18 protein-coding genes are annotated in these 18,662 nt (G+C 63.9%); 9 read left to right on the forward strand and 9 right to left on the reverse strand.

Annotation, left to right across the window (positions count from 1 at the left end; genetic code table 11):
• Nucleotides 1-300 precede the first annotated feature (300 nt).
• Nucleotides 301-705, reverse strand: a complete 405-nt coding sequence (locus Q8N40_RS08490) for a twin-arginine translocation pathway signal (RefSeq protein WP_305318113.1) — start codon at nucleotides 703-705, stop codon at nucleotides 301-303.
• 592 nt (nucleotides 706-1,297) lie between these two features.
• Here Q8N40_RS08490 and Q8N40_RS08495 point away from each other — a divergent pair.
• The 3 genes from Q8N40_RS08495 to Q8N40_RS26690 are packed head-to-tail and all read left to right on the forward strand — an operon-like array spanning nucleotide 1,298 to nucleotide 2,090.
• The gene (locus Q8N40_RS08495) at nucleotides 1,298-1,498 is read left to right on the forward strand and encodes a hypothetical protein (protein WP_305318114.1); all 201 of its coding nucleotides are present in this window, start codon (nucleotides 1,298-1,300) and stop codon (nucleotides 1,496-1,498) included.
• Between the two features lie 6 nt (nucleotides 1,499-1,504).
• Entirely contained in the window at nucleotides 1,505-1,858 is a 354-nt protein-coding gene (locus Q8N40_RS26685; protein ID WP_370870751.1) for a Fic/DOC family protein, read from the forward strand.
• A gap of 16 nt (nucleotides 1,859-1,874) precedes the next feature.
• A complete protein-coding gene (locus tag Q8N40_RS26690) occupies nucleotides 1,875-2,090 on the forward strand; it encodes a hypothetical protein (RefSeq protein ID WP_370870753.1) in 216 nt (71 codons plus the stop codon).
• 124 nt (nucleotides 2,091-2,214) lie between these two features.
• On the opposite strand, the gene Q8N40_RS08505 is transcribed toward Q8N40_RS26690, so the two are convergent.
• From Q8N40_RS08505 to Q8N40_RS08520, 4 genes are read right to left on the reverse strand one after another with little or no spacing between them, the layout of a single operon-like run.
• On the reverse strand, nucleotides 2,215-3,879 hold the full coding sequence (locus Q8N40_RS08505) for an ABC transporter ATP-binding protein (protein ID WP_305711510.1): 1,665 nt from the start codon (nucleotides 3,877-3,879) through the stop codon (nucleotides 2,215-2,217).
• 1 nt (nucleotide 3,880) lies between these two features.
• The gene (locus tag Q8N40_RS08510) at nucleotides 3,881-4,804 is read right to left on the reverse strand and encodes an ABC transporter permease (protein WP_305318116.1); all 924 of its coding nucleotides are present in this window, start codon (nucleotides 4,802-4,804) and stop codon (nucleotides 3,881-3,883) included.
• Nucleotides 4,804-5,745 (reverse strand): ABC transporter permease, encoded by a 942-nt coding sequence (locus tag Q8N40_RS08515; protein ID WP_305318117.1) that lies wholly within the window; start codon nucleotides 5,743-5,745, stop codon nucleotides 4,804-4,806. Before Q8N40_RS08515 ends, Q8N40_RS08510 begins: the two co-directional genes overlap by 1 nt.
• A 59-nt stretch (nucleotides 5,746-5,804) precedes the next feature.
• Nucleotides 5,805-7,385 carry an ABC transporter substrate-binding protein gene (locus Q8N40_RS08520; RefSeq protein WP_305711511.1) on the reverse strand — a complete coding sequence of 527 codons (1,581 nt, stop codon included), beginning with the start codon at nucleotides 7,383-7,385 and terminating at the stop codon, nucleotides 5,805-5,807.
• A gap of 475 nt (nucleotides 7,386-7,860) precedes the next feature.
• Between Q8N40_RS08520 and Q8N40_RS08525 the strand changes: the two genes are divergently transcribed.
• The 5 genes from Q8N40_RS08525 (at nucleotide 7,861) to Q8N40_RS08545 (ending at nucleotide 14,270) form a co-directional block, all read left to right on the forward strand.
• Entirely contained in the window at nucleotides 7,861-8,991 is a 1,131-nt protein-coding gene (locus tag Q8N40_RS08525; protein ID WP_305318119.1) for a M20/M25/M40 family metallo-hydrolase, read from the forward strand.
• Nucleotides 8,992-9,127: 136 nt separating this feature from the next.
• On the forward strand, nucleotides 9,128-10,660 hold the full coding sequence (locus Q8N40_RS08530; RefSeq protein WP_305711512.1) for a M81 family metallopeptidase: 1,533 nt from the start codon (nucleotides 9,128-9,130) through the stop codon (nucleotides 10,658-10,660).
• Nucleotides 10,661-10,665: 5 nt separating this feature from the next.
• Nucleotides 10,666-11,838 (forward strand): M20 aminoacylase family protein, encoded by a 1,173-nt coding sequence (locus Q8N40_RS08535; protein ID WP_305711513.1) that lies wholly within the window; start codon nucleotides 10,666-10,668, stop codon nucleotides 11,836-11,838.
• On the forward strand, nucleotides 11,831-13,252 hold the full coding sequence (locus Q8N40_RS08540; protein WP_305318122.1) for an amidase: 1,422 nt from the start codon (nucleotides 11,831-11,833) through the stop codon (nucleotides 13,250-13,252). The genes Q8N40_RS08535 and Q8N40_RS08540 overlap by 8 nt, the downstream gene beginning before the upstream one ends.
• Before the next feature lie 127 nt (nucleotides 13,253-13,379).
• The gene (locus tag Q8N40_RS08545) at nucleotides 13,380-14,270 is read left to right on the forward strand and encodes a crotonase/enoyl-CoA hydratase family protein (protein ID WP_305318123.1); all 891 of its coding nucleotides are present in this window, start codon (nucleotides 13,380-13,382) and stop codon (nucleotides 14,268-14,270) included.
• Nucleotides 14,271-14,363: 93 nt separating this feature from the next.
• Here the strand turns inward: Q8N40_RS08545 and Q8N40_RS08550 are convergent, their stop codons facing one another.
• From Q8N40_RS08550 to Q8N40_RS08560, 3 genes are all read right to left on the reverse strand, one after another.
• A complete protein-coding gene (locus Q8N40_RS08550) occupies nucleotides 14,364-15,338 on the reverse strand; it encodes an NADPH:quinone oxidoreductase family protein (RefSeq protein WP_305711514.1) in 975 nt (324 codons plus the stop codon).
• Nucleotides 15,338-15,946, reverse strand: coding sequence for a 2-hydroxychromene-2-carboxylate isomerase (locus tag Q8N40_RS08555; RefSeq protein WP_305711515.1), 609 nt, complete (start codon nucleotides 15,944-15,946; stop codon nucleotides 15,338-15,340). The genes Q8N40_RS08550 and Q8N40_RS08555 overlap by 1 nt, the downstream gene beginning before the upstream one ends.
• A gap of 142 nt (nucleotides 15,947-16,088) precedes the next feature.
• Entirely contained in the window at nucleotides 16,089-16,793 is a 705-nt protein-coding gene (locus Q8N40_RS08560; protein ID WP_305711516.1) for a glutathione binding-like protein, read from the reverse strand.
• 134 nt (nucleotides 16,794-16,927) lie between these two features.
• On the opposite strand from Q8N40_RS08560, the gene Q8N40_RS08565 reads away from it, so the two are divergent.
• The gene (locus Q8N40_RS08565; RefSeq protein ID WP_305318127.1) at nucleotides 16,928-17,950 is read left to right on the forward strand and encodes a methionine synthase; all 1,023 of its coding nucleotides are present in this window, start codon (nucleotides 16,928-16,930) and stop codon (nucleotides 17,948-17,950) included.
• 31 nt (nucleotides 17,951-17,981) lie between these two features.
• Here Q8N40_RS08565 and Q8N40_RS08570 read toward each other — a convergent pair whose 3' ends face one another.
• Nucleotides 17,982-18,629, reverse strand: a complete 648-nt coding sequence (locus Q8N40_RS08570) for a hypothetical protein (protein WP_305318128.1) — start codon at nucleotides 18,627-18,629, stop codon at nucleotides 17,982-17,984.
• Between the last annotated feature and the right edge of the window lie 33 nt (nucleotides 18,630-18,662).

Consider the following 18,662-nt stretch of genomic DNA (forward strand, 5'->3'; position numbering starts at 1 on the left):
CCAGCCGTTACGCACTGAACTGATCGAGCGCACCTCACTGCGCTCGGTCCTCGACCGAGCGCATGCCAAGCCAACAGACCGGGGAACGGACGGGGTCAAGGCCGTCAGCCGCCGAAGGCGGGGGCGCGCTTCGCGCCAGCCGTGAGGCCGGCCGATCACCGGTCTACTTCAGCACAGTTGCTCTGAGTGGGACGGGATGCGAAATCATATACTCTGGTTTTCTATTCCGATAAACAGAAATATTTTTCCGCGAGGGGCTTGACACAATTTCCGGTAAACCGAAGTGATTTGCCCGTCGCCTCAGCGCTTCGGCGCCGGCGCGATGACCGGCGGCACGGGGGCTGCCGCGACCGGGGGCGCGTTCTGGCATCGGTTGCGCTCCCAGGCTTCCTCGGCGAATTTGGTTTGCCCGCGCACCGCGATGTATTCGTTGCGATAGGCCAGTTCGGCCACCACGGTGCCGGCGGCGCCGGTTTCGGCCTTCGCCATCAGACGCTGCAGATCCGCCTGGCGCGCGGCGAGTTCTTTGCGCGCGGTGTCCAGCTGCTTGCAATCGTACAGCTCGTATTTGGCGGGATCGGCAAACGCGGTGCTCATGCCGTCGCTCATGCCGGCGCAGCCGCCGAGCCCCAAGGCTGCCACGAGCAGCACCGCCGCCGCGGCGGCGAACGACAGTGACGGACGGTGGCGCGTTCGATCGGTCATGCGGCTTTTCGTAGACGGACAATCTTGAGAATGCCTAAAGCAGGCGGGGATGTCGGGATTGAGGCTTTGGCCTGGCATGCCCGGCCTTTGCTTTGGCCCGCGCAGTGGCCTAAGCAGGGCTTGGCGCCGCGCCTTGCAGCCTTACCCCATTTCCAAGGCCCAGGGAAACGCGCTAAGTACCTGATCTCGTGACCAAAGCGGGCGTGGCGAAACTGGTAGACGCAACGGACTTAAACAATTGAGTGCTTCGCGGGAAACCGCGGATGCAGAACTGCTCAAATTCGGGGAAACCTTTCAAATGGCAATCCCGAGCCAAGCTTCCTGACGGAAGAAGGTGTAGAGACTAGACGGGCAGCACCTACCGCGCTCACGCGCCACGGTGAAGGGATAGTCCAGACCACGAACGCCTCGCGGCGGCGGTGAAAGCCGAAGTGGTATGAAAATCCGTAGGGCCGCAAGGCCTGTGCCGGTTCGATTCCGGCCGCCCGCACCAACCTAGCTTGCTATTCTCGACTACTAACAAGCTAGTCGCGCTTGGCAAGCGATGTCGGTACCCCGTGCGAGTCATGCCAATCCATGCTATTCTAGGACCATGGCTCCCAAGACACCATCCTCAAAAAAGGGCAAGGCTTCGGGCTTTGTGATCGGCAGCGCGCGCTTCAGAAAGATAAGTGCCGTAGAGGGAATTCATTATTCCCCTGACATGAAGGGCCGCGTCGCGATCTCGAAGAGCAAGGCGCTGACCCCCGAGGAACGTCGGAAGACAATCATCAAGGCCTACCGCAAGGCGTAGCTTCCGATGTATGACGCCGTCGCCGACGACTACTGCTATGCCGGCACAACCGTCTTGCAGAACAAGCTCGATCTCCGAGATGCCGGCGAACTCGCGGATTTTGAAGCGGAAGTCAGCGATACAAGGTCCGACGAAGAAGCCCCGGGCGGCAATCTGGATTTCACCCACTTCAAGGCGATTCACCATCACCTGTTCCAGGACGTTTACCATTGGGCAGGAGAAATACGCACTGTCCGCATGTCGAAGGACAGCAGCATGTTCTGCTACCCCGAGAACATCGATAGCGAGGCGAAGAAGCTCTTCGCCAAGTTGAAAGCGGGACAAATTCCTCCAGGATCTATCAGCCGAGGCGTTTGCTGAAAAACCGGCTCACTTCCTGTCTGACCTTAATGCGATCCATGCTTTCCGCGAAGGCAACGGTCGCACGCAGCTATCTTTCTTCCTCCTGCTTGCAGATCATGCTGAGCACATCATCGACCTTGAGAAGTTTGATCCGGATGCTTTCCTCGCTGCGATGATCACCAGCTTCAAGGGAGATGAAGCACCGCTGGCTGCGATCATCTTAGACCTTGTCGGGAACCGGGCCGACTAATGGACGGCGTCGTCAATTCGCGTGCTCCTATCCGGCCTTACGATAGGTCTCGTAATAGCGCGGCAAGATCGCGTTGATAAAGGTTCAACCCCTCGCGCCCTTTAACGAACCCCGCCAGCGACGTTCAATGCGGCCTTCCCGGCACGACGGCCTCCGCAGCCATGTCCGCGGCCTTGGCGGCGAAAAACTCCCTGTTGCGTCCGGGAGCCGCATCGAACAGCGCCCTGGTGTATTCGTGCCGGGGCGCCGCAAAGACCTCGCTGGTCGTGCCCTGTTCGACGATGAAACCGCGCTGCATCACCGCAATACGGTCGCAGACCTGGGCCGCGACCCGCAAATCGTGCGTGATAAAGAGCACCGCGAGGTCGAACCTGCGGCGCACCTCGTCCAGAAGCTTCAGCACCTGGTCCTGCACCGAGACATCCAGCGCCGAGACCGGCTCGTCGCCGATCAGGAGTTCCGGCTCCATGGCCAACGCACGCGCAATGCAGATGCGCTGGCGCTGGCCGCCGGAGAACTGGTGCGGGTAGCGGTCGATCGCATCCGGCGACAGGTGCACCACCGCCATCAAATCGCGGGCGCGCTGCAGGGCTTCCTTGCGTCCGAGGCCGAAATTCATCGGTCCCTCGATGATGGCTTCGCCGACCGTGCGGCGCGGATTGAGCGAGCGGTAGGGATCCTGAAAAATGAACTGCACCCGCCGCCGCATCGGGCGGAATTTCGCTTCCTTCATCGAGGCGATGTCGACGTCGTCGATCCGGATCGCGCCGCTGGTCGCCTCCACCAGCCGCGCGACGCAGCGCGCCACCGTCGACTTGCCGGAACCGGATTCGCCGACAATGCCGAGCGTTTCGCCGCGCCGCACCGTCAGCGAAACGTCGCTGACCGCGTTGACGATCCGCGCCCTGGGCTGGAACAGCGAGCGCTTGCCGTAGGTCTTGAACAGTTTCTCGGTCTGCAGCACCACCGGCCCGCTCACCGGCGAGCGCTTCGGCGGCGTCATGCTCGGCACCGCGGCCAGCAGCATCCGGGTGTAGTCCTCGCGCGGATTGCGCAGCACTTCCTCGCAGGGGCCCTGCTCCACGATGCGGCCCATCTGCATCACCACGACCCGATCGGCGATCTCGGAGACCACGCCGAAATCATGGGTAATGAACAGCACGCCGGTCTTCTTGCGGCCCTGCATTTCCTTCACGAGCTTCAGGATCTGCGCCTGCGTCGTGACATCGAGCGCCGTGGTCGGTTCATCCGCGATCAGCAGAGCCGGATCCAGCACCAGGGCCGCCGCGATCATGATGCGCTGGCGCTGGCCGCCGGAGAGCTGGTGCGGATAGGCGTCGATCATCTGCTCGGGATCCGGCAGATGCACGGCACGCATCATCTCCAGCACGCGCTCGCGCCGCGCCTTCGGGTCGAGATCGGTGTGAACCTCCAGCACCTCGGCGATCTGGTCGCCGACCCGCTCGACCGGATTGAGCGCGGTCATCGGCTCCTGGAACACCATGGCCATGCGCGTGCCGCGCAGCGCCCGCAGGTCGACGTCGGATTTGGTCGTCAGTTCCTCGCCCTGCAGCCGCATCGAACCGGTCTCGACCTGCATCGCGTTCTTCGGCAGCAGGCCCATCACCGCCTGCGCGGTGACGGATTTTCCGGAACCGGATTCACCGACGACGCAGACGATCTCGTTGGCGCCGACCGTGAGGTTGATGCCGCGCACGGCGTAAGGCCGGTCGCCGCTGCCGTTGATGGCGACGGCAAGATTGGCGATTTCGAGAACTGGTTCAGCCATGTCAGACTCGCTTCGCCATCTTGGGATCGAGCGTGTCGCGCAACCCGTCGCCCAGCACGTTGACGGCGAGAATGGTCATCGCCAGGAACACGCCGGGATAGATGATGTTGTGCGGAAACAGACTGAACACCTGCCTGCCCTCGGCCATGATGTTGCCCCAGGTCGGCACCTCCGGCGGCACGCCGATGCCGAGGAACGACAGGATGGCCTCGATCAGAATGGCGGAAGCGCAGATGAAGGTGCCCTGCACGATGATGGGCGCGAAGGTGTTGGGCAGCACATGCCGCCACAGCAGTTTCGGGGTCGATGTGCCGAGCGTCACCGCCGCCTCGACATAGGGCTCCTCGCGCACGCTGAGCACGATGGAACGCACCAGCCGGACCACCCCGGGGATTTGCGGGACCGTGATGGCGATGATCACCGTCAGCACGCTGGAGCGGAACAGCGAAACCATGGCGATGGCCAGCAGAATGGCCGGGATCGCCATCAAACCGTCCATGATGCGCATGATGATGGCGTCGAAAATGCGGAAGAAACCCGCGAGAACGCCGATCAGCAGGCCACAGGCGACGCTGATCAGCGCCACCGAGACACCGACCAGCAGCGAGACGCGCGCGCCATAGACCACGCGGCTATAGATGTCGCGCCCCAGTCCGTCGGTTCCGAACAGGGCGATCATCTTGATGCGCTCGCCGGTGTCGGTACGCTGGAAAAACTCCGCGCCGGGGATCTTGTTGCGCGCAATCGGACTGATCGCGGTGGGATCGATGGTGCCGAGCCATGGCGCCAGCAGTCCCATCAGCACCACGATGGCGATGACGGCGCCGCCGAACATGATGCCCGGATTGCGCGCCAGGTTGCGAAAAGCCGCGCTCGGCTTGACCGGCGCCGCCGCGATCGGGGTGTCGAGGATCACATCGGCCATCAGTAGCGGATCCTTGGATCGAGCAACGTATAGAGCATGTCCACCGCCAGGTTGATCATGACGTAGACGAACGAGAACAACAGGATGACAGCCTGGATGGTCGGATAGTCACGCGCCAGCACCGCATCGACGGTGAGCCGGCCGAGGCCCGGAATCGTGAAAACGCTTTCGGTGACGACGACGCCGCCGATCAGCAGCGCGACGCCGAGCCCGATGACCGTGACGATGGGAACCGCCGCATTGCGCAGCGCATGGCGGAACAGCACGACGCGCTCGTTCTGCCCCTTCGCCCTGGCGGTGCGGATGTAGTCCTCGGACAGCACTTCGAGCACGCTGGTGCGGGTCATGCGCGCAATCAGGGCAATGTAAATCACCGACAGCGTGAGCGAGGGCAGAATCAGCCTTTGCATCCAGCCGCCGACGCCCTCCGCAATCCGCTGATAGCCCTGCACCGGCAACCAGTTCAGCCAGATCGCGAAAAGATAGATCAGAAGGTAACCGACGACGAAGACCGGCACTGAAAAGCCGAGCACCGAAAAGCCCATCACGATGCGATCGATCCACGAGCCGTGGCGATGGGCCGCCAGCACGCCGAGCGGAACCGCCACCAGCACCGCGATCAGGATCGTGAACAGGGCCAGCGACAGCGTCGGCTCGATGCGTTCGCCGATCAGCGCGGCCACGGTCTTCTTGAAGAAGAAGCTTTCGCCGAAGTCGCCTGACAGCACGTTGCCGGACCAGATGAAGAACTGTTCGATCATGGGACGGTTGAGGCCGAGCTGGCCGCGGATCTGCGCCACCTGTTCGGTGGTGGCATTGTCGCCAGCGATGATCGCCGCCGGATCCGAGGGGGTCAGCCGCAGCATCAGGAAGATGAAGACCGCAACCACCAGCATCACGGGGATCGTGCCGAGCAGTCGCCGGAACAGGTAGCCATACATCGCGATCAATCCTTGAAACGTCACGGGCGGCGGAAGAACCGCCGCCCAACGTCGTCACATCAGTTGGTGATTTCCACGTTCCAGAGCACTGGCACCGGTGAGGTCAGGTACCCCTTGACGTTTTTGCGCATCGCAACCGGCGCCACCCACTCACCGACCGGAATCTCCGGGGTGTACTCGATGACGCGCAGTTGCACCGCTTCCGCGATCGCCTTCTGCTTGGCAGGGTCGGTCTCGCGCGCGAAATCGTCACGCAGCTTCTCGAGCTTCTCGTCGCAGGGCCAGCCGAACGATGCCTTGTCGCATCCGGCGTTCACATAGGCGGTCGAGATCGGGTTCATCACGTCGGCGGCGACCCAGGACGTGAGGAAGGCATTCCAGCCTCCTGCGCTAGGCGGATCCTTCTTGGCCCGGCGTGCCACCAGCGTCTGCCAGTCCATCGACTGCATGTCGACCTTGAAGCCAGCCTTCTCCATCAGCGATTTCGCCACCGGAGCCAGATTAGTCAGAACCTTGAGGTCGGTGGAGTGCATCAGCAACACGGGCGTACCGTCGTAGCCCGCTTCCTTGAGAAGCTCCTGCGCCTTCTTGGCGTTGGAAGTAAGAAGGCCGTCCGTTCCCTTGGTGCTGGCCAGCGGCGTGTCGCAGATGAACAGCGCCTTGCATGGCTTGATGTAGTTCTCATCCCCGATGGTCGCCATCAGGAAGTCTTCCTGGTTGAAGGCATACCACAACGCATGGCGGATTTTCGGATTGTCGAACGGCTTGTGCAGCGTGTTGGGCCGGAAGACGTACTGGTTCTTCGCCAGTGGCGACACGAAAACGGTGACGTTCGGGTCTTTTTTCAGAGTGGGAAGCAGGTCGTGGCTGGGCGCCTCGACGAAGTCTATCTCGCCCTTCGACAGCGCATTGACCGTCTGCTGCGCGTCGGAGATGGCGCGCCACTCGACGCGGTCGACCTTGACGACCTTGCCGCCTGCCAGACCGGAAGCCGGTTCGGCGCGCGGCTTGTACTTGCCGAACTTGACGTAGACGGTCTTGTCGCCGGGCTTCCACTCGTCCTTGACGAAGACGAAGGGACCGGATCCGGTAAAATCCTCGATCTGCTTGTTGGGGTCCGTGTCGGCGACCCGCTTGGGCATCATGAACGGCACGTTGGACGAGGGCTTTGACAGGCCGAGCAGAACGAGGCCGGTCGGTTCCTTGAGCTTGATGGTGAAAGTCCTGGCATCGACCGCCGCGATCGAGTCGACGAAGGTCATCATCTTCTGACCGAGCGAGTCCTTGACTGCCCAGCGCTTGATCGAAGCGATACAGTCTTCCGACGTCACCGGCTGCCCGTCGTGCCACAACAGGCCGTCGCGCAACGTGAAGGTGTAGCTCTTGTTGTCGGGCGCTGTTTCGTACTTCTCGACCATCTGCAGCTTGATGGCGCCCTTCTCGTCCTGCGCGAGAAGCGTGTCATAGATCATGTAGCCGTGATTGCGGACGATATAGGCCGTGGTCCAGATCGGATCGAGAATTTTCAGATCCGAATGCATCACGACGCGCAAGGTCGTCTGGGCCACGGCGGGCGGCGCCGCAATTGCGAGGCCAGCCGTACAAGCGGCAGCAAGAATGGCTTTTCTGAGCATTTTCATTTTTTCTCCTCCATTGTCGTCTCAAAACCCCGAATTCTTCGCTCGGACGTTGATTCATTGTCCATCGAACCCAAGCGACCGAAACCCGGGGATCGATACCCTCCTCGACTGGCTCGGCAAGACCCACCCCGGCCACCGATCGAGCAAGATTGACACAGTACCCCCGACCGGCCAAGCCGGCATCGTCTCGCCGTCACCGAACCGGCTGCGGCAAAATCACCAAGCCAAATTCGTGCCAGAAATCCGAGCCAGGCAATTGCGCCTGGGAGCCCAGACCGCGTCTCGCGTTCCATGGATACCACCGGCAGAATCGCCCCTTTGGCGCTGCCTTGCCCAGGACTTCATCGACAGGCGAGACCCGGCCTTCCGTGTACACATGGCTCCGCGGCGCGTTTTTGCTTTACAAGTCCTGCGGCGTTCATTCTCGTGAAGCAAGACGAACAAGAGCAAATCCTTCGAGAACAAAGGGCATCCCATGAACCCCGCCAACCTTCCCTTCGATTCCGAGGCCATGCTGGCTGGCTTGCGCGGCTGGGTGGAGTGCGAAAGCCCGACCTGGGACGCCCCCGCCGTCGAGCGCATGCTCGACCTCGCCGCCCGCGACATGGCGATCATGGGCGCGTCGATCGAACGCATCGCCGGCCGGCAGGGTTTTGCCGGCTGCGTCCGCGCCCGCTTTCCGCATCCGAAAGCAGGTTCACCCGGCATCCTGATCGCGGGGCATCTCGATACCGTGCACCCGATCGGCACGCTGGAAAAACTGCAGTGGCGCCGCGAGGGCAACAAATGTTACGGCCCCGGCATCTTCGACATGAAGGGCGGCAATTACCTCAGCCTGGAGGCAATCCGGCAACTGGCGCGCGCGTCCTTCACGACACCGCTGCCGATCACTGTGCTGTTCACGCCGGACGAGGAAGTCGGCACGCCCTCGACCCGCGACATCATCGAGGCCGAGGCCGCGCGCAACAAATACGTGCTGGTGCCGGAACCGGGCCGCCCGGACAATGGCGTCGTCACCGGGCGCTACGCCATCGCGCGGTTCAATCTCGAAGCCACCGGCAAGCCGAGCCATGCCGGCGCCACGCTGTCCTCGGGCCGTTCGGCGATCCGCGAGATGGCGCGCCAGATCCTCGCCATCGACGGCATGACCACGGCGGACTGCACCTTCTCGGTCGGCATCGTGCATGGCGGGCAATGGGTCAATTGCGTCGCCACCACCTGTTCGGGCGAAGCGCTGAGCATGGCGAAGCGCCAGGCCGATCTCGATCATGGCGTCGAGCGGATGCTGGCGTTGTCAGGCACTGCCAATGACGTCACCTTCAAGGTGACGCGCGGCGTGACCCGTCCGGTATGGGAGCCCGACGCCGGCACCATGGCGCTGTATGAAAAGGCACAGGGCCTCGCCAGGGCGATGGGCAAGGAGCTACCCCACGCCAGCGCCGGCGGCGGCTCCGACGGCAATTTTACCGGCGCGATGGGAATCCCGACGCTCGACGGGTTGGGCGTCCGCGGCGCCGATGCGCATACCCTGAACGAACATATCGAAGTCGACAGCCTCGCCGAGCGTGGCCGGCTGATGGCGGGGCTGCTGGCGACGCTGGAGTGAGGCTTGTCGTTCGTTACTGGATCGCTCCTCACAATGACGGGATGCGGCATGCAAAACGGGATTGCTTCGTCGCTTGCGCTTGCCGCGACGACAAGTCTAACGTCGCGCGCACGAACCACTGACCGAGACAGATTGAATGCCCCGTATCGCCGTTGGCGGCTTCCTGCACGAAACCAATACCTTTGCGCCGACCAGGGCGACCTATGACGATTTCGTGCATGGCGGCGGCTGGCCGGCGATGGCGCGCGGCGCCGACATGCTCAAGATCATGCGCAACATCAATGTCGGGCTCGCCGGGTTCATCCAGGCGGCGGAAGCCCATGGCTGGGAGCTGGTCCCCACCATCTCGGCAGCCGCCACCCCCTGCGCCCATGTCACCAGGGATGCCTATGAGCGCATCGCCAGCGAGATGATCGACCGCATCGCGGCGGCCGGCCCGCTCGACGCGGTTTATCTCGACCTGCACGGCGCGATGGTGGCGGAACATTTCGACGACGGCGAAGGCGAAATCCTGGCGCGTGTGCGCCAGGTAATCGGCAAGGATCTGCCGCTGGTGGTCACCCTCGACCTGCACGCCAATGTGACGCCTGAAATGGTCGAGCATGCCGACGCACTGATCGCCTACCGCACCTATCCCCATGTCGACATGGCCGACACCGGCCGCGCCGCCGCGGCACATCTGGCGCTGCTGCTCGGCAGCAAACAGAAATTCGCCAAGGCGTTCCGGCAATTGCCGTTCCTGATTCCGATCAGCTGGCAATGCACCAACGACCAGCCCACCAAGGGCATTTACCGGATGCTCGCGGCGCTGCAGGACGATGCGGTGCCGACATTGTCCTTCGCGCCGGGTTTTCCGGCCGCGGATTTTGCCCATTGCGGACCGAGCGTGTTCGCCTACGGCAGAACGCAGGAAGACGCCGACGCCGCGGCCGATACCATCGCGAACGTCATCATCGGTCACGAGAACGATTTCGACGGCCGCATCTTTGCGCCGGATGAAGGCGTGCTGCATGCGATGGAACTGGCGAAGACCGCGAGCAAGCCGATCGTGATTGCCGACACCCAGGACAATCCCGGCGCCGGCGGCGATTCCGACACCACGGGCATGTTGCGCGCGCTGGTGCGCAACAACGCCCAGCGCGCCGCCACCGGCGTGATCTACGATCCAGAATCTGCCAAGGCTGCGCATGCCGCCGGCGTCGGCGCGACCGTCACGCTGGCGCTCGGCGGCAAATCCGGTATCCCCGGCGACGCGCCATACCGGGAAACCTTCGTTGTCGAACAACTGTCCGACGGCAAGTTCGTCGCCTCCGGCCCCTATTATGGCGGCCGCGACATGGAGATGGGCCGGTCGGCGTGCCTGCGCATCGGCGGCGTCCGGGTCGTCGTCTCCTCGCACAAGGCGCAGCTCGCGGACCAGGCAATGTACCGCTATGTCGGGATCGAGCCGACCGAGCAGGCGATTCTCGTCAACAAGAGCTCGGTGCATTTTCGCGCCGATTTCGAACCGATCGCGGAAAAGCTTTTGATCTGCGCCGCCCCCGGCGCAATGCCGGCCGACACCGCCACCCTGCCCTGGACGCGGCTGCGCGCCGGCATCCGCATCAAGCCGAACGGTGCGGCCTTCGTCCCTGCGAAATCACCCTCATCGTCTTCTGCAACCGGATAACAACCATGCCCACCATCGAACGCATTGAAGGCTTTGCCGACGAACTCACCGCGATCCGCCGGGATCTGCATGCGCATCCCGAGATCGGTTTCGAGGAAGTCCGCACCTCCGGCATCGTCGCCGACAGGCTCACGCAATGGGGCATCGAGGTGCATCGCGGCCTCGGCGGCACCGGCGTGATCGGCGTGCTCAAGGGCAAGGGCAACGGCACCAGGCGCATCGGGCTGCGCGCCGACATGGATGCGCTGCCGATGGAAGAGAACACCAATCTGCGCTGGCGCTCGACTATTCCCGGCCGCTTCCACGGCTGCGGCCATGACGGCCACACCACCATGCTGCTCGGCACCGCGCGCTATCTGGCGGAAACCCGCAATTTCGACGGCACCGTGCACTTCATCTTCCAGCCGGCCGAAGAAGGTCTCGGTGGCGCGCGCGCCATGATCAAGGACGGGTTGTTCGAGAAATTCCCCTGCGACGAGATCTACGGGCTGCACAATGCGCCTGACCTGAACCATGGCGAGATCGCGATCCTGCCCGGGCCGGCGATGGCCGGCGCCGACTTCTTCGACATCGTCATTTCAGGCTACGGCGCGCACGGCGCGATGCCGAACCTTTCCAGGGATCCCGTCATCGTCGCGATGACGCTCGGTCAGGCGCTGCAGACCATCGTCAGCCGCAACGTCGACCCGCACGAGCCCGCGGTGCTGTCGATCACCCAGATTCACACCGGCTCGGCTTACAATGTGATCCCCGGCGAGGCGAAACTGTGCGGCACGGTCCGCGCGTTCTCCGACGAGGTCCGCGTGCTGATCCGCGAGCGGATGCGCGCGCTCTGCGCCGGTATCGCCGCCTCCTTCCAGGTCGAGATATCAGTCGACATCCGCGACGGCTTCAGCGTGCTGATCAACGAGGAGGAGCAGTCCGCGGTGGTCGCCGAGGTGGCGCGCACGGTGGTCGACGCCGACAAGGTGATCACTCGCACAAAACCCAAGATGGGCAGTGAGGATTTCGCCGACATGATGCAGGTGGTGCCCGGCGCGTATTTCTGGGTCGGTCATGAAGGCTCGGTGCCGGTGCACAATCCCGGTTATATCCTCGACGACAAGATTCTCCCGATCGGCGCCAGCATGTTCGCGCGCATCATCGAAACCCGTCTCCCGGCCGGCGCCCATGCATAAACCGGCACCCGAGGAAGCGGTCACGTCGCTGCACGACCTCAGCGCCGTCGACCTGATCGAGGGTTTCAAGGCCGGCCAGTTCTCGCCGTCGGAAGTACTGGAGGACGTGCTGACGCATGTCGCGGCGTGGGAGCCACATATCAAGGCGCTGTACGCTTTCGATCCCGACGGGGCGCGGGCGGTTGCCAGGGCATCGACCGAACGCTGGCAGAAAAGCGAGCCGATGGGCGTGCTCGACGGCGTGCCGGTCACCATCAAGGACAACATCGCCACCAGGGGCGTGCCAGTGGCGCTGGGTTCCGCCAGCGTCAAGCCGGTCGCAGCGGAGCGCGATGCGCCACCCGCGGCGCGGCTGCGCGAAGCCGGCGCGGTGATCTTCTCGAAGACCACCATGCCGGACTACGGCATGCTGTCGTCGGGCCTCTCCAGCTTCCATCCCCTCACCCGCAATCCCTGGGACCTCAGTAAAAATCCCGGCGGCTCCAGTTCCGGTGCCGGCGCCGCGGCAGCGGCAGGGTACGGCCCGCTGCATCTCGGCACCGATATCGGCGGCTCGGTGCGGCTGCCGGCATGCTGGTGCGGCCTGGTCGCGCTGAAGCCGAGTCTCGGGCGAGTTCCGGTCGACCCGCCCTATGTCGGCCGCGTTGCCGGACCGATGACACGCATTGTCGATGACGCCGCCCTGATGATGAGCGTGCTGTCACGGCCCGATCGCCGCGACGGCATGAGCCTGCCGCCCAACGACATCAACTGGAAGGCGCTGGAAAAGTCGCCGCGCAAATTGCGCATCGGGCTGATGCTCGATGCCGGTGCCGGCCAGGCGCTGGAGAAGGACGTGCGCGCGGTCGCCGTGAAGGCTGCGAAGGCGTTCGAATCCGCCGGCGCCGTCGTCACCGAAGTCGATGGCGTGATGACGCGCGAAATCCTCGACGGGCTGGATCATTTCTGGCGCGCCCGGATGTGGGACGATCTGTCGAAACTGACGCCGGCCGAGCGCGCCAGGGCGCTGCCCTATATCCTCAGATGGGCCGAGACCGGCGCGAAGCTGTCGAGTGTCGACGTCGTCAGGGGCTTCAACGCTACGATGGCGATCCGGGCGGCAACGGCCAAATTGTTCTGCGAGATCGACTATGTGATTTCGCCGGTTTCGCCGGTGGTGAATTTCGCCGCCGAACTCGCCGCCCCGCTGAACAATCCCACCAAGCCGTTCGAGCACATCGCCTTTACCGTGCCGTGGAACATGGCGGAAAATCCGGCCGTCTCGATCAATGGCGGTTTCGACAAAAAGGGCTTTCCGATCGGCGTCCAGATCGTCGGCCGCCGCTTCGACGACATCGGCGTGCTCGGCATGGCCAAGGCGTTCGAGGGCTTGCGCGGGCCGCAGAAGCCGTGGCCGAGCCCGCCGAAGAAGTAGCCACTCCCCGTCATTCCGGGGCGCGCAACGCGCGAGCCCGGAAACGCGAGATTCCGGGTCTGGTCCTTCGGACCATCCCGGAATGACGGGGCAAATTCAAAAACAACACCCGAGAGGAAACACAAACATGGTCTACGAGACGATCAAATACGAAGTCGACGAGCAGATTCTCACCATCACGCTGAACCGGCCCGACAAGCTCAACGCCTTCAACGGCACCATGCAGGCGGAACTGATCGCCGCGTTCGATGCGGCCGACAAGGACGATAATGTCCGCGCCGTCATCGTGACCGGCGCGGGGCGCGGGTTCTGCGCCGGCGCCGACCTCTCCTCCGGCGCCAACACCTTCGATCGCGACGCGCGGCGGGGGCCCGTCAAACGGCTGGCCGACGGCAAGGTCGATTACAGCGATCCGCAAGTGCGCGACGGCGGCGGCCAGGTCACCTTGCGGATCTTCAAATGCCTGAAGCCCGTGATCGCGGCGATCAACGGTCCGGCGGTCGGCATCGGCGCCACCATGCTGCTGCCGATGGATATCCGCATCGCCTCGGAAAACGCCCGGATCGGATTCGTATTCTCGCAGCGCGGCATCGTCCCGGAGGCGGCATCGAGCTGGTTCCTGCCGCGCCTCGTCGGCATCTCGCAGGCGCTGGAATGGTGCTACACCGGAAAAGTGTTTCCGGCGCAGGAAGCACTCGCCGGCCGCCTCGTCAGCAAGGTCGTGCCACCGGATGACTTGCTGCCGACCGCACGCGCCATGGCCAAGGAGATCGCGGCAAAGACCGCACCGGTGTCGGTGGCGCTGATCCGCCAGATGATGTGGCGCATGCTCGGCGCCGACGACCCGATGGAAGCCCACAAGGTCGACAGCCGCGGCATCTACGCCCGCGGCCGTTCCGAGGATGTCAAGGAAGGCGTGGTATCGTTCCTGGAAAAGCGACCGGCGCAGTTCAAGAACAAGGTATCGGCCGACATGCCCGACTATTTCCCGTGGTGGGACGAGCGGGAATACAAGTGACGGCGAAGCAGTCATCCCGGGGCGGTGCGAAGCATCGAACCCGGATCTCGAGATTCCGGGCTCGTCGCCGCGACGCCCCGGAATGACGGTGCTCTATCGCATCATCAACGCCACGCGCCCGATCGCCTTGCGCTCCACCAATAGCCGCATCGCCTTCGCGTAGTCCTCCAGCGGCAACCGGTGCGAGACGTTGGGACGGATTTTTCCCGCTTCCGCCCACGCCAGCAGCGCCTTGAGACGTTCCTTCCCCAGCGCCGGATTTCGCCGCACCGCTTCACCGGCGCGGACGCCGAGCACGCTGGCACCCTTGATCAGCAGCAGATTGGTGCGGGCGAGGCCGATGCCGCCGGTGAATCCGATCACCAGCAGCCGCGCGCCCCAGGCGATGCAGCGCACGCTGTTCTCGAAAGTTTCGCCGCCGACGGGATCGAACACCACGTCGGCACCGCGACCGTCGGTGATGCGTTTGACCGCGTCGCGGAACGGCTCGCGGCCATAGAGCACGAGATGATCGGCGCCCCTCGCCTGCGCCACCGCTAGTTTCTCTTCGGACGACGCCGCGGCGATCACGGTGGCGCCCAGCATCTTGCCCATCTCGACCGCGGCAAGGCCGACCCCGCCGCCGGCGCCATGCACCAGCAGCACCTCGCCTGGTTGAACCTGCCCGCGATCGATCAGCGCGTGATAGGCGGTGCCGTGGCCGGCCAGAAAGGTCGCGCCCTCGGCGTAGTCGAAGGTTGACGGCAGCGGCGTCAGTTGCGACGCCGTGACGACGGCTTGATCGGCGTAGCCGCCATGCCGCATCTTGACGATCACGCGGTCGCCGACCGAGACGCCATCGACGCCGTTGACCTCGATCACGTCGCCGGCGGCTTCCATGCCGGGGGTGAACGGCAGCGGCGGCTTGAGCTGGTACTCGCCGGCCGCCATCAGCACGTCGGGAAAATTGATCCCGGCGGCGTGCACGGCGACGCGGACCTCGCCCGGCGCGAGCGGCACCGCGGCAAAGCTTTCCAGCTGCAGGCTCTCGGGGGCCCCAAGTTCGCGGCAGACGACCTTCCTCGGCATCAGGCCGCCCGCGCTTTCAGCCGCGCCAGCGCTTCGCGGATCAGCGGCATGCGGTCATTGCCGAAATACATGTCGGTCTTGTCGAGAAAGATAGTGGGCGAGCCGAAGCCACCGCGCGCCATCACCTCATCGGTGTTGGCCTTGAGCTGGTCCTTGATGGCCTGGTCGCCGATGCCGGCGAAGAATTTTTGCGGGTCGACGCCGACGCTCTTGCAAATATCGGTCAGCACCTCGTCCTTCGAAATGTCCTTGTCTTCGCCCCAATAGGCTTCAAACACCGCGCGCGCGAATGGCTCCATGTCCTTGCCGAGGAATATGCAGCCGCGCATCGCCTTGACGCTGTTCACCGGAAACACCGTCGGCGGCATCTTGATCGCAAGCCCGGCCGAGCGCGCCCAGTCGGCGAGGTCTTTCTTCTGGTAACGCGCCTTCAGCGGTACTGGCGCCTCGCGCGAGGCGTAGACGCTGGGATTGACGCTGTTGAAGATGCCGCCGACCAGGATCGGCCGCCACGAAATCTCGGCGCCGAACTCCCTTGCGATGGGCTGGATGTTGTGGAAGGCGAGATAAGTCCAGGGGCTGGAGCAGTCGAAGAAGAATTCGATCATGATGGCGTCTCCTTTTGTTTTGATTTCTCGATCCTCATCCTGAGGAGCGCGCTCTTCGCGCGCGTCTCGAAGGATGAGCAGCACCCGGGCTCTCATGGTTCGAGACGGCGCAAGGGCGCCCCCTCACCATGAGGAATTGCCCTCACGTCTTTCCCGCCATCTCCTTCGCCTTCTGCCCGAACATATTCCGGCGCGCTTCCTCGTCGAACGGTTCCTTGACGAATTTGCCGATCGCCAGCCCCGCCTGCACCTGCGGCCGGGCGCGGATCACGGCGTACCAGCGTTTGACATGCGGGTAAGCGTCGAGGGTGAAGCCCTGCGCCTTGTGAGTCATGGTCCAGGGAAAGCAGGCGATGTCGGCGATGGAATACTCATCGCCCGCCACATAAGCCCCGGTCTTGCCGAGTTGCCGATCGAGCACGCCATAGAGCCTGGCCGCCTCGTCGCGGTAGCGTTCGATCGCATAGGGAATTTTCTCGGCGGCATAAAGAGCGAAATGGCCGTGCTGGCCGAGCATCGGTCCAAGCCCGCTCATCTGCCACATCACCCACTGCACCACCCTGGAACGGCCGCGCATATCGCTGGGCAGAAAGCGGCCGGTCTTGTCGGCGAGGTAGATCAGGATCGCGCCGGTCTCGAACACCGAAAACGGCTCGCCGCCATCAGATGGCGCGTGGTCGACGATGGCGGGAATCCGGTTGTTCGGGCTGATGGCCAGGAATTCCGGGCGAAACTGTTCGCCGGAGCGGATGTTGACAGGAACCACGGTGTAGGGCAGCCCGAGTTCCTCCAGCATGATCGAGATTTTCCAGCCGTTCGGCGTCGGCGCGTAGTGCAGGTCGATCATGGCTGATCCTTGAGGGAAGCTGCCCACATCCTAGCCCGCGACGTCTCCGCCTTCCAGTCATCAAGGCGGTCTTGTGGGGCGACTGCCGAACATGCCACACAGGCGCAAACGATAACCCCAAGGGGAGGCCCACGATGCTGTTTCCAACCACGATCGCAGGCTCATTGCCGAAGCCGGAATGGCTGGCCGAGCCCAATACGCTGTGGGCGCCCTGGAAATCCAAAGGCGAGGAACTGGCGCGGGCCAAACGCGACGCCACCCTGCTGGCGGTGAAACTGCAGGAAGATGCCGGCATCGACATCGTCACCGAGGGCGAGCAGGCGCGCCAGCATTTCGTCCATGGCTTCATGGAGAAGATCGAGGGCATCGATTTCGCGCACAAGGTCGAGATGGGAATCCGCAAGGACCGCTACAAGGCGATGGTGCCGCAGGTGGTGGCGCCCTTGCGGCTGAAGGGCCGCGTCCATGCCGACGAGGCCCGTGTCGCCCGCACCCACACCACGCGAAAACTGAAATTCACCCTGCCCGGCCCGATGACCATCATCGATACCGTCGCCGACGGTTATTATGGCGATCGCGTCAAGATGGCGTTCGCCTTTGCCGAACTGCTCAACGAGGAAGCCAGGGCCCTGCAGGCCGACGGCGTCGACATGATCCAGTTCGACGAGCCCGCCTTCAACGTCTTCATGGACGAGGTCTCGGACTGGGGCATCAAGGCGCTGGAGCGCGCCGCCGAGGGCCTGACCTGCGCCACCGCCGTGCACATCTGCTACGGCTACGGCATCAAGGCCAATACCGACTGGAAGGAAACGCTGGGCGCCGAGTGGCGGCAGTACGAGGATATCTTTCCGGCGATCGCCAAAAGTCCGATCCAGCAAGTCGCGATCGAATGCCGCAATTCAAAGGTGCCGCTGGACCTGCTGGCGCTGCTCACCGGCAAGATCGTGCAGGCCGGCGTGATCGATGTCGCCAGCGACACCGTCGAAACCGCGGAGGATGTCGTCAAGGTGATCGAGGCCGTCTCAAAGTTCGTGCCGAAGAGCAACATCATCGCGACCACCAATTGCGGCATGGCGCCAATGCGCCGAGATATCGCGGAAGCGAAGCTGATGGCGCTGGGCGCGGGCGCGAAGCTGGCACGGCAGAGGCTGGGGTGACCCGTCATCCCTCGCGATAACGGCGAAGCCGTTACGCGAGGGATGACGGCGGAGCTGTTGTGGCAATCAAAGCCACGCTCGGATGCAGCACCGGAACATAACCCGCCGCCAGCGCGCGCAGCGTCGAGGGTGGCGTCAACAGCATCGGGCCCCAGATCGCGCCGGCCGCGGCGTGGTAGCCTGCGAACGACCATTTTAACGGCCGACCCTGCACGACCAGATAACTCTCCGCCCCCTCCTGCAGCATCGCGCCGTCGGGCAATTCGCGCAGCGGCACCGCCAGCGGAGTGAGCCGCTTCCTGCCGCGATCCAGCCGCTCGCGGTGAAGCACGGCATCGATGTCGCGCGCGAGCACCCGGCTCACCCCGTTGCCCTGTTCCCAGCAACTGCGAAACAGGTCGGCATCGTCGCGGCGGCAATAGAAACAGGGGCGATGCCCGGCGGCGAGCGCGGTCGCTTCATCGAGAAAGAACAGCTCGGTCCAGCTGCGAGTGGCCATCACCGCGCGCCGGCGGCCCCGGAATTCGCAGACGCAGGTGAGCCACGCCTGGCTGGCCCAGCGCCGCGTCAGGGTTTTGGTTTCGGGATCGTGGATGATACCGCGATTGCCGGTGAACAGGCCACGATGCGGGGTGGCGACGATGTCGCCGGTGGGCGTGACGCGGTTTTGCAGCGGCATGGGGGCCTGGCGAATGGCGAGTAGCGAATGGCG

The organism is Bradyrhizobium sp., from assembly GCF_030693485.1.
Lineage (GTDB): Bacteria > Pseudomonadota > Alphaproteobacteria > Rhizobiales > Xanthobacteraceae > Bradyrhizobium.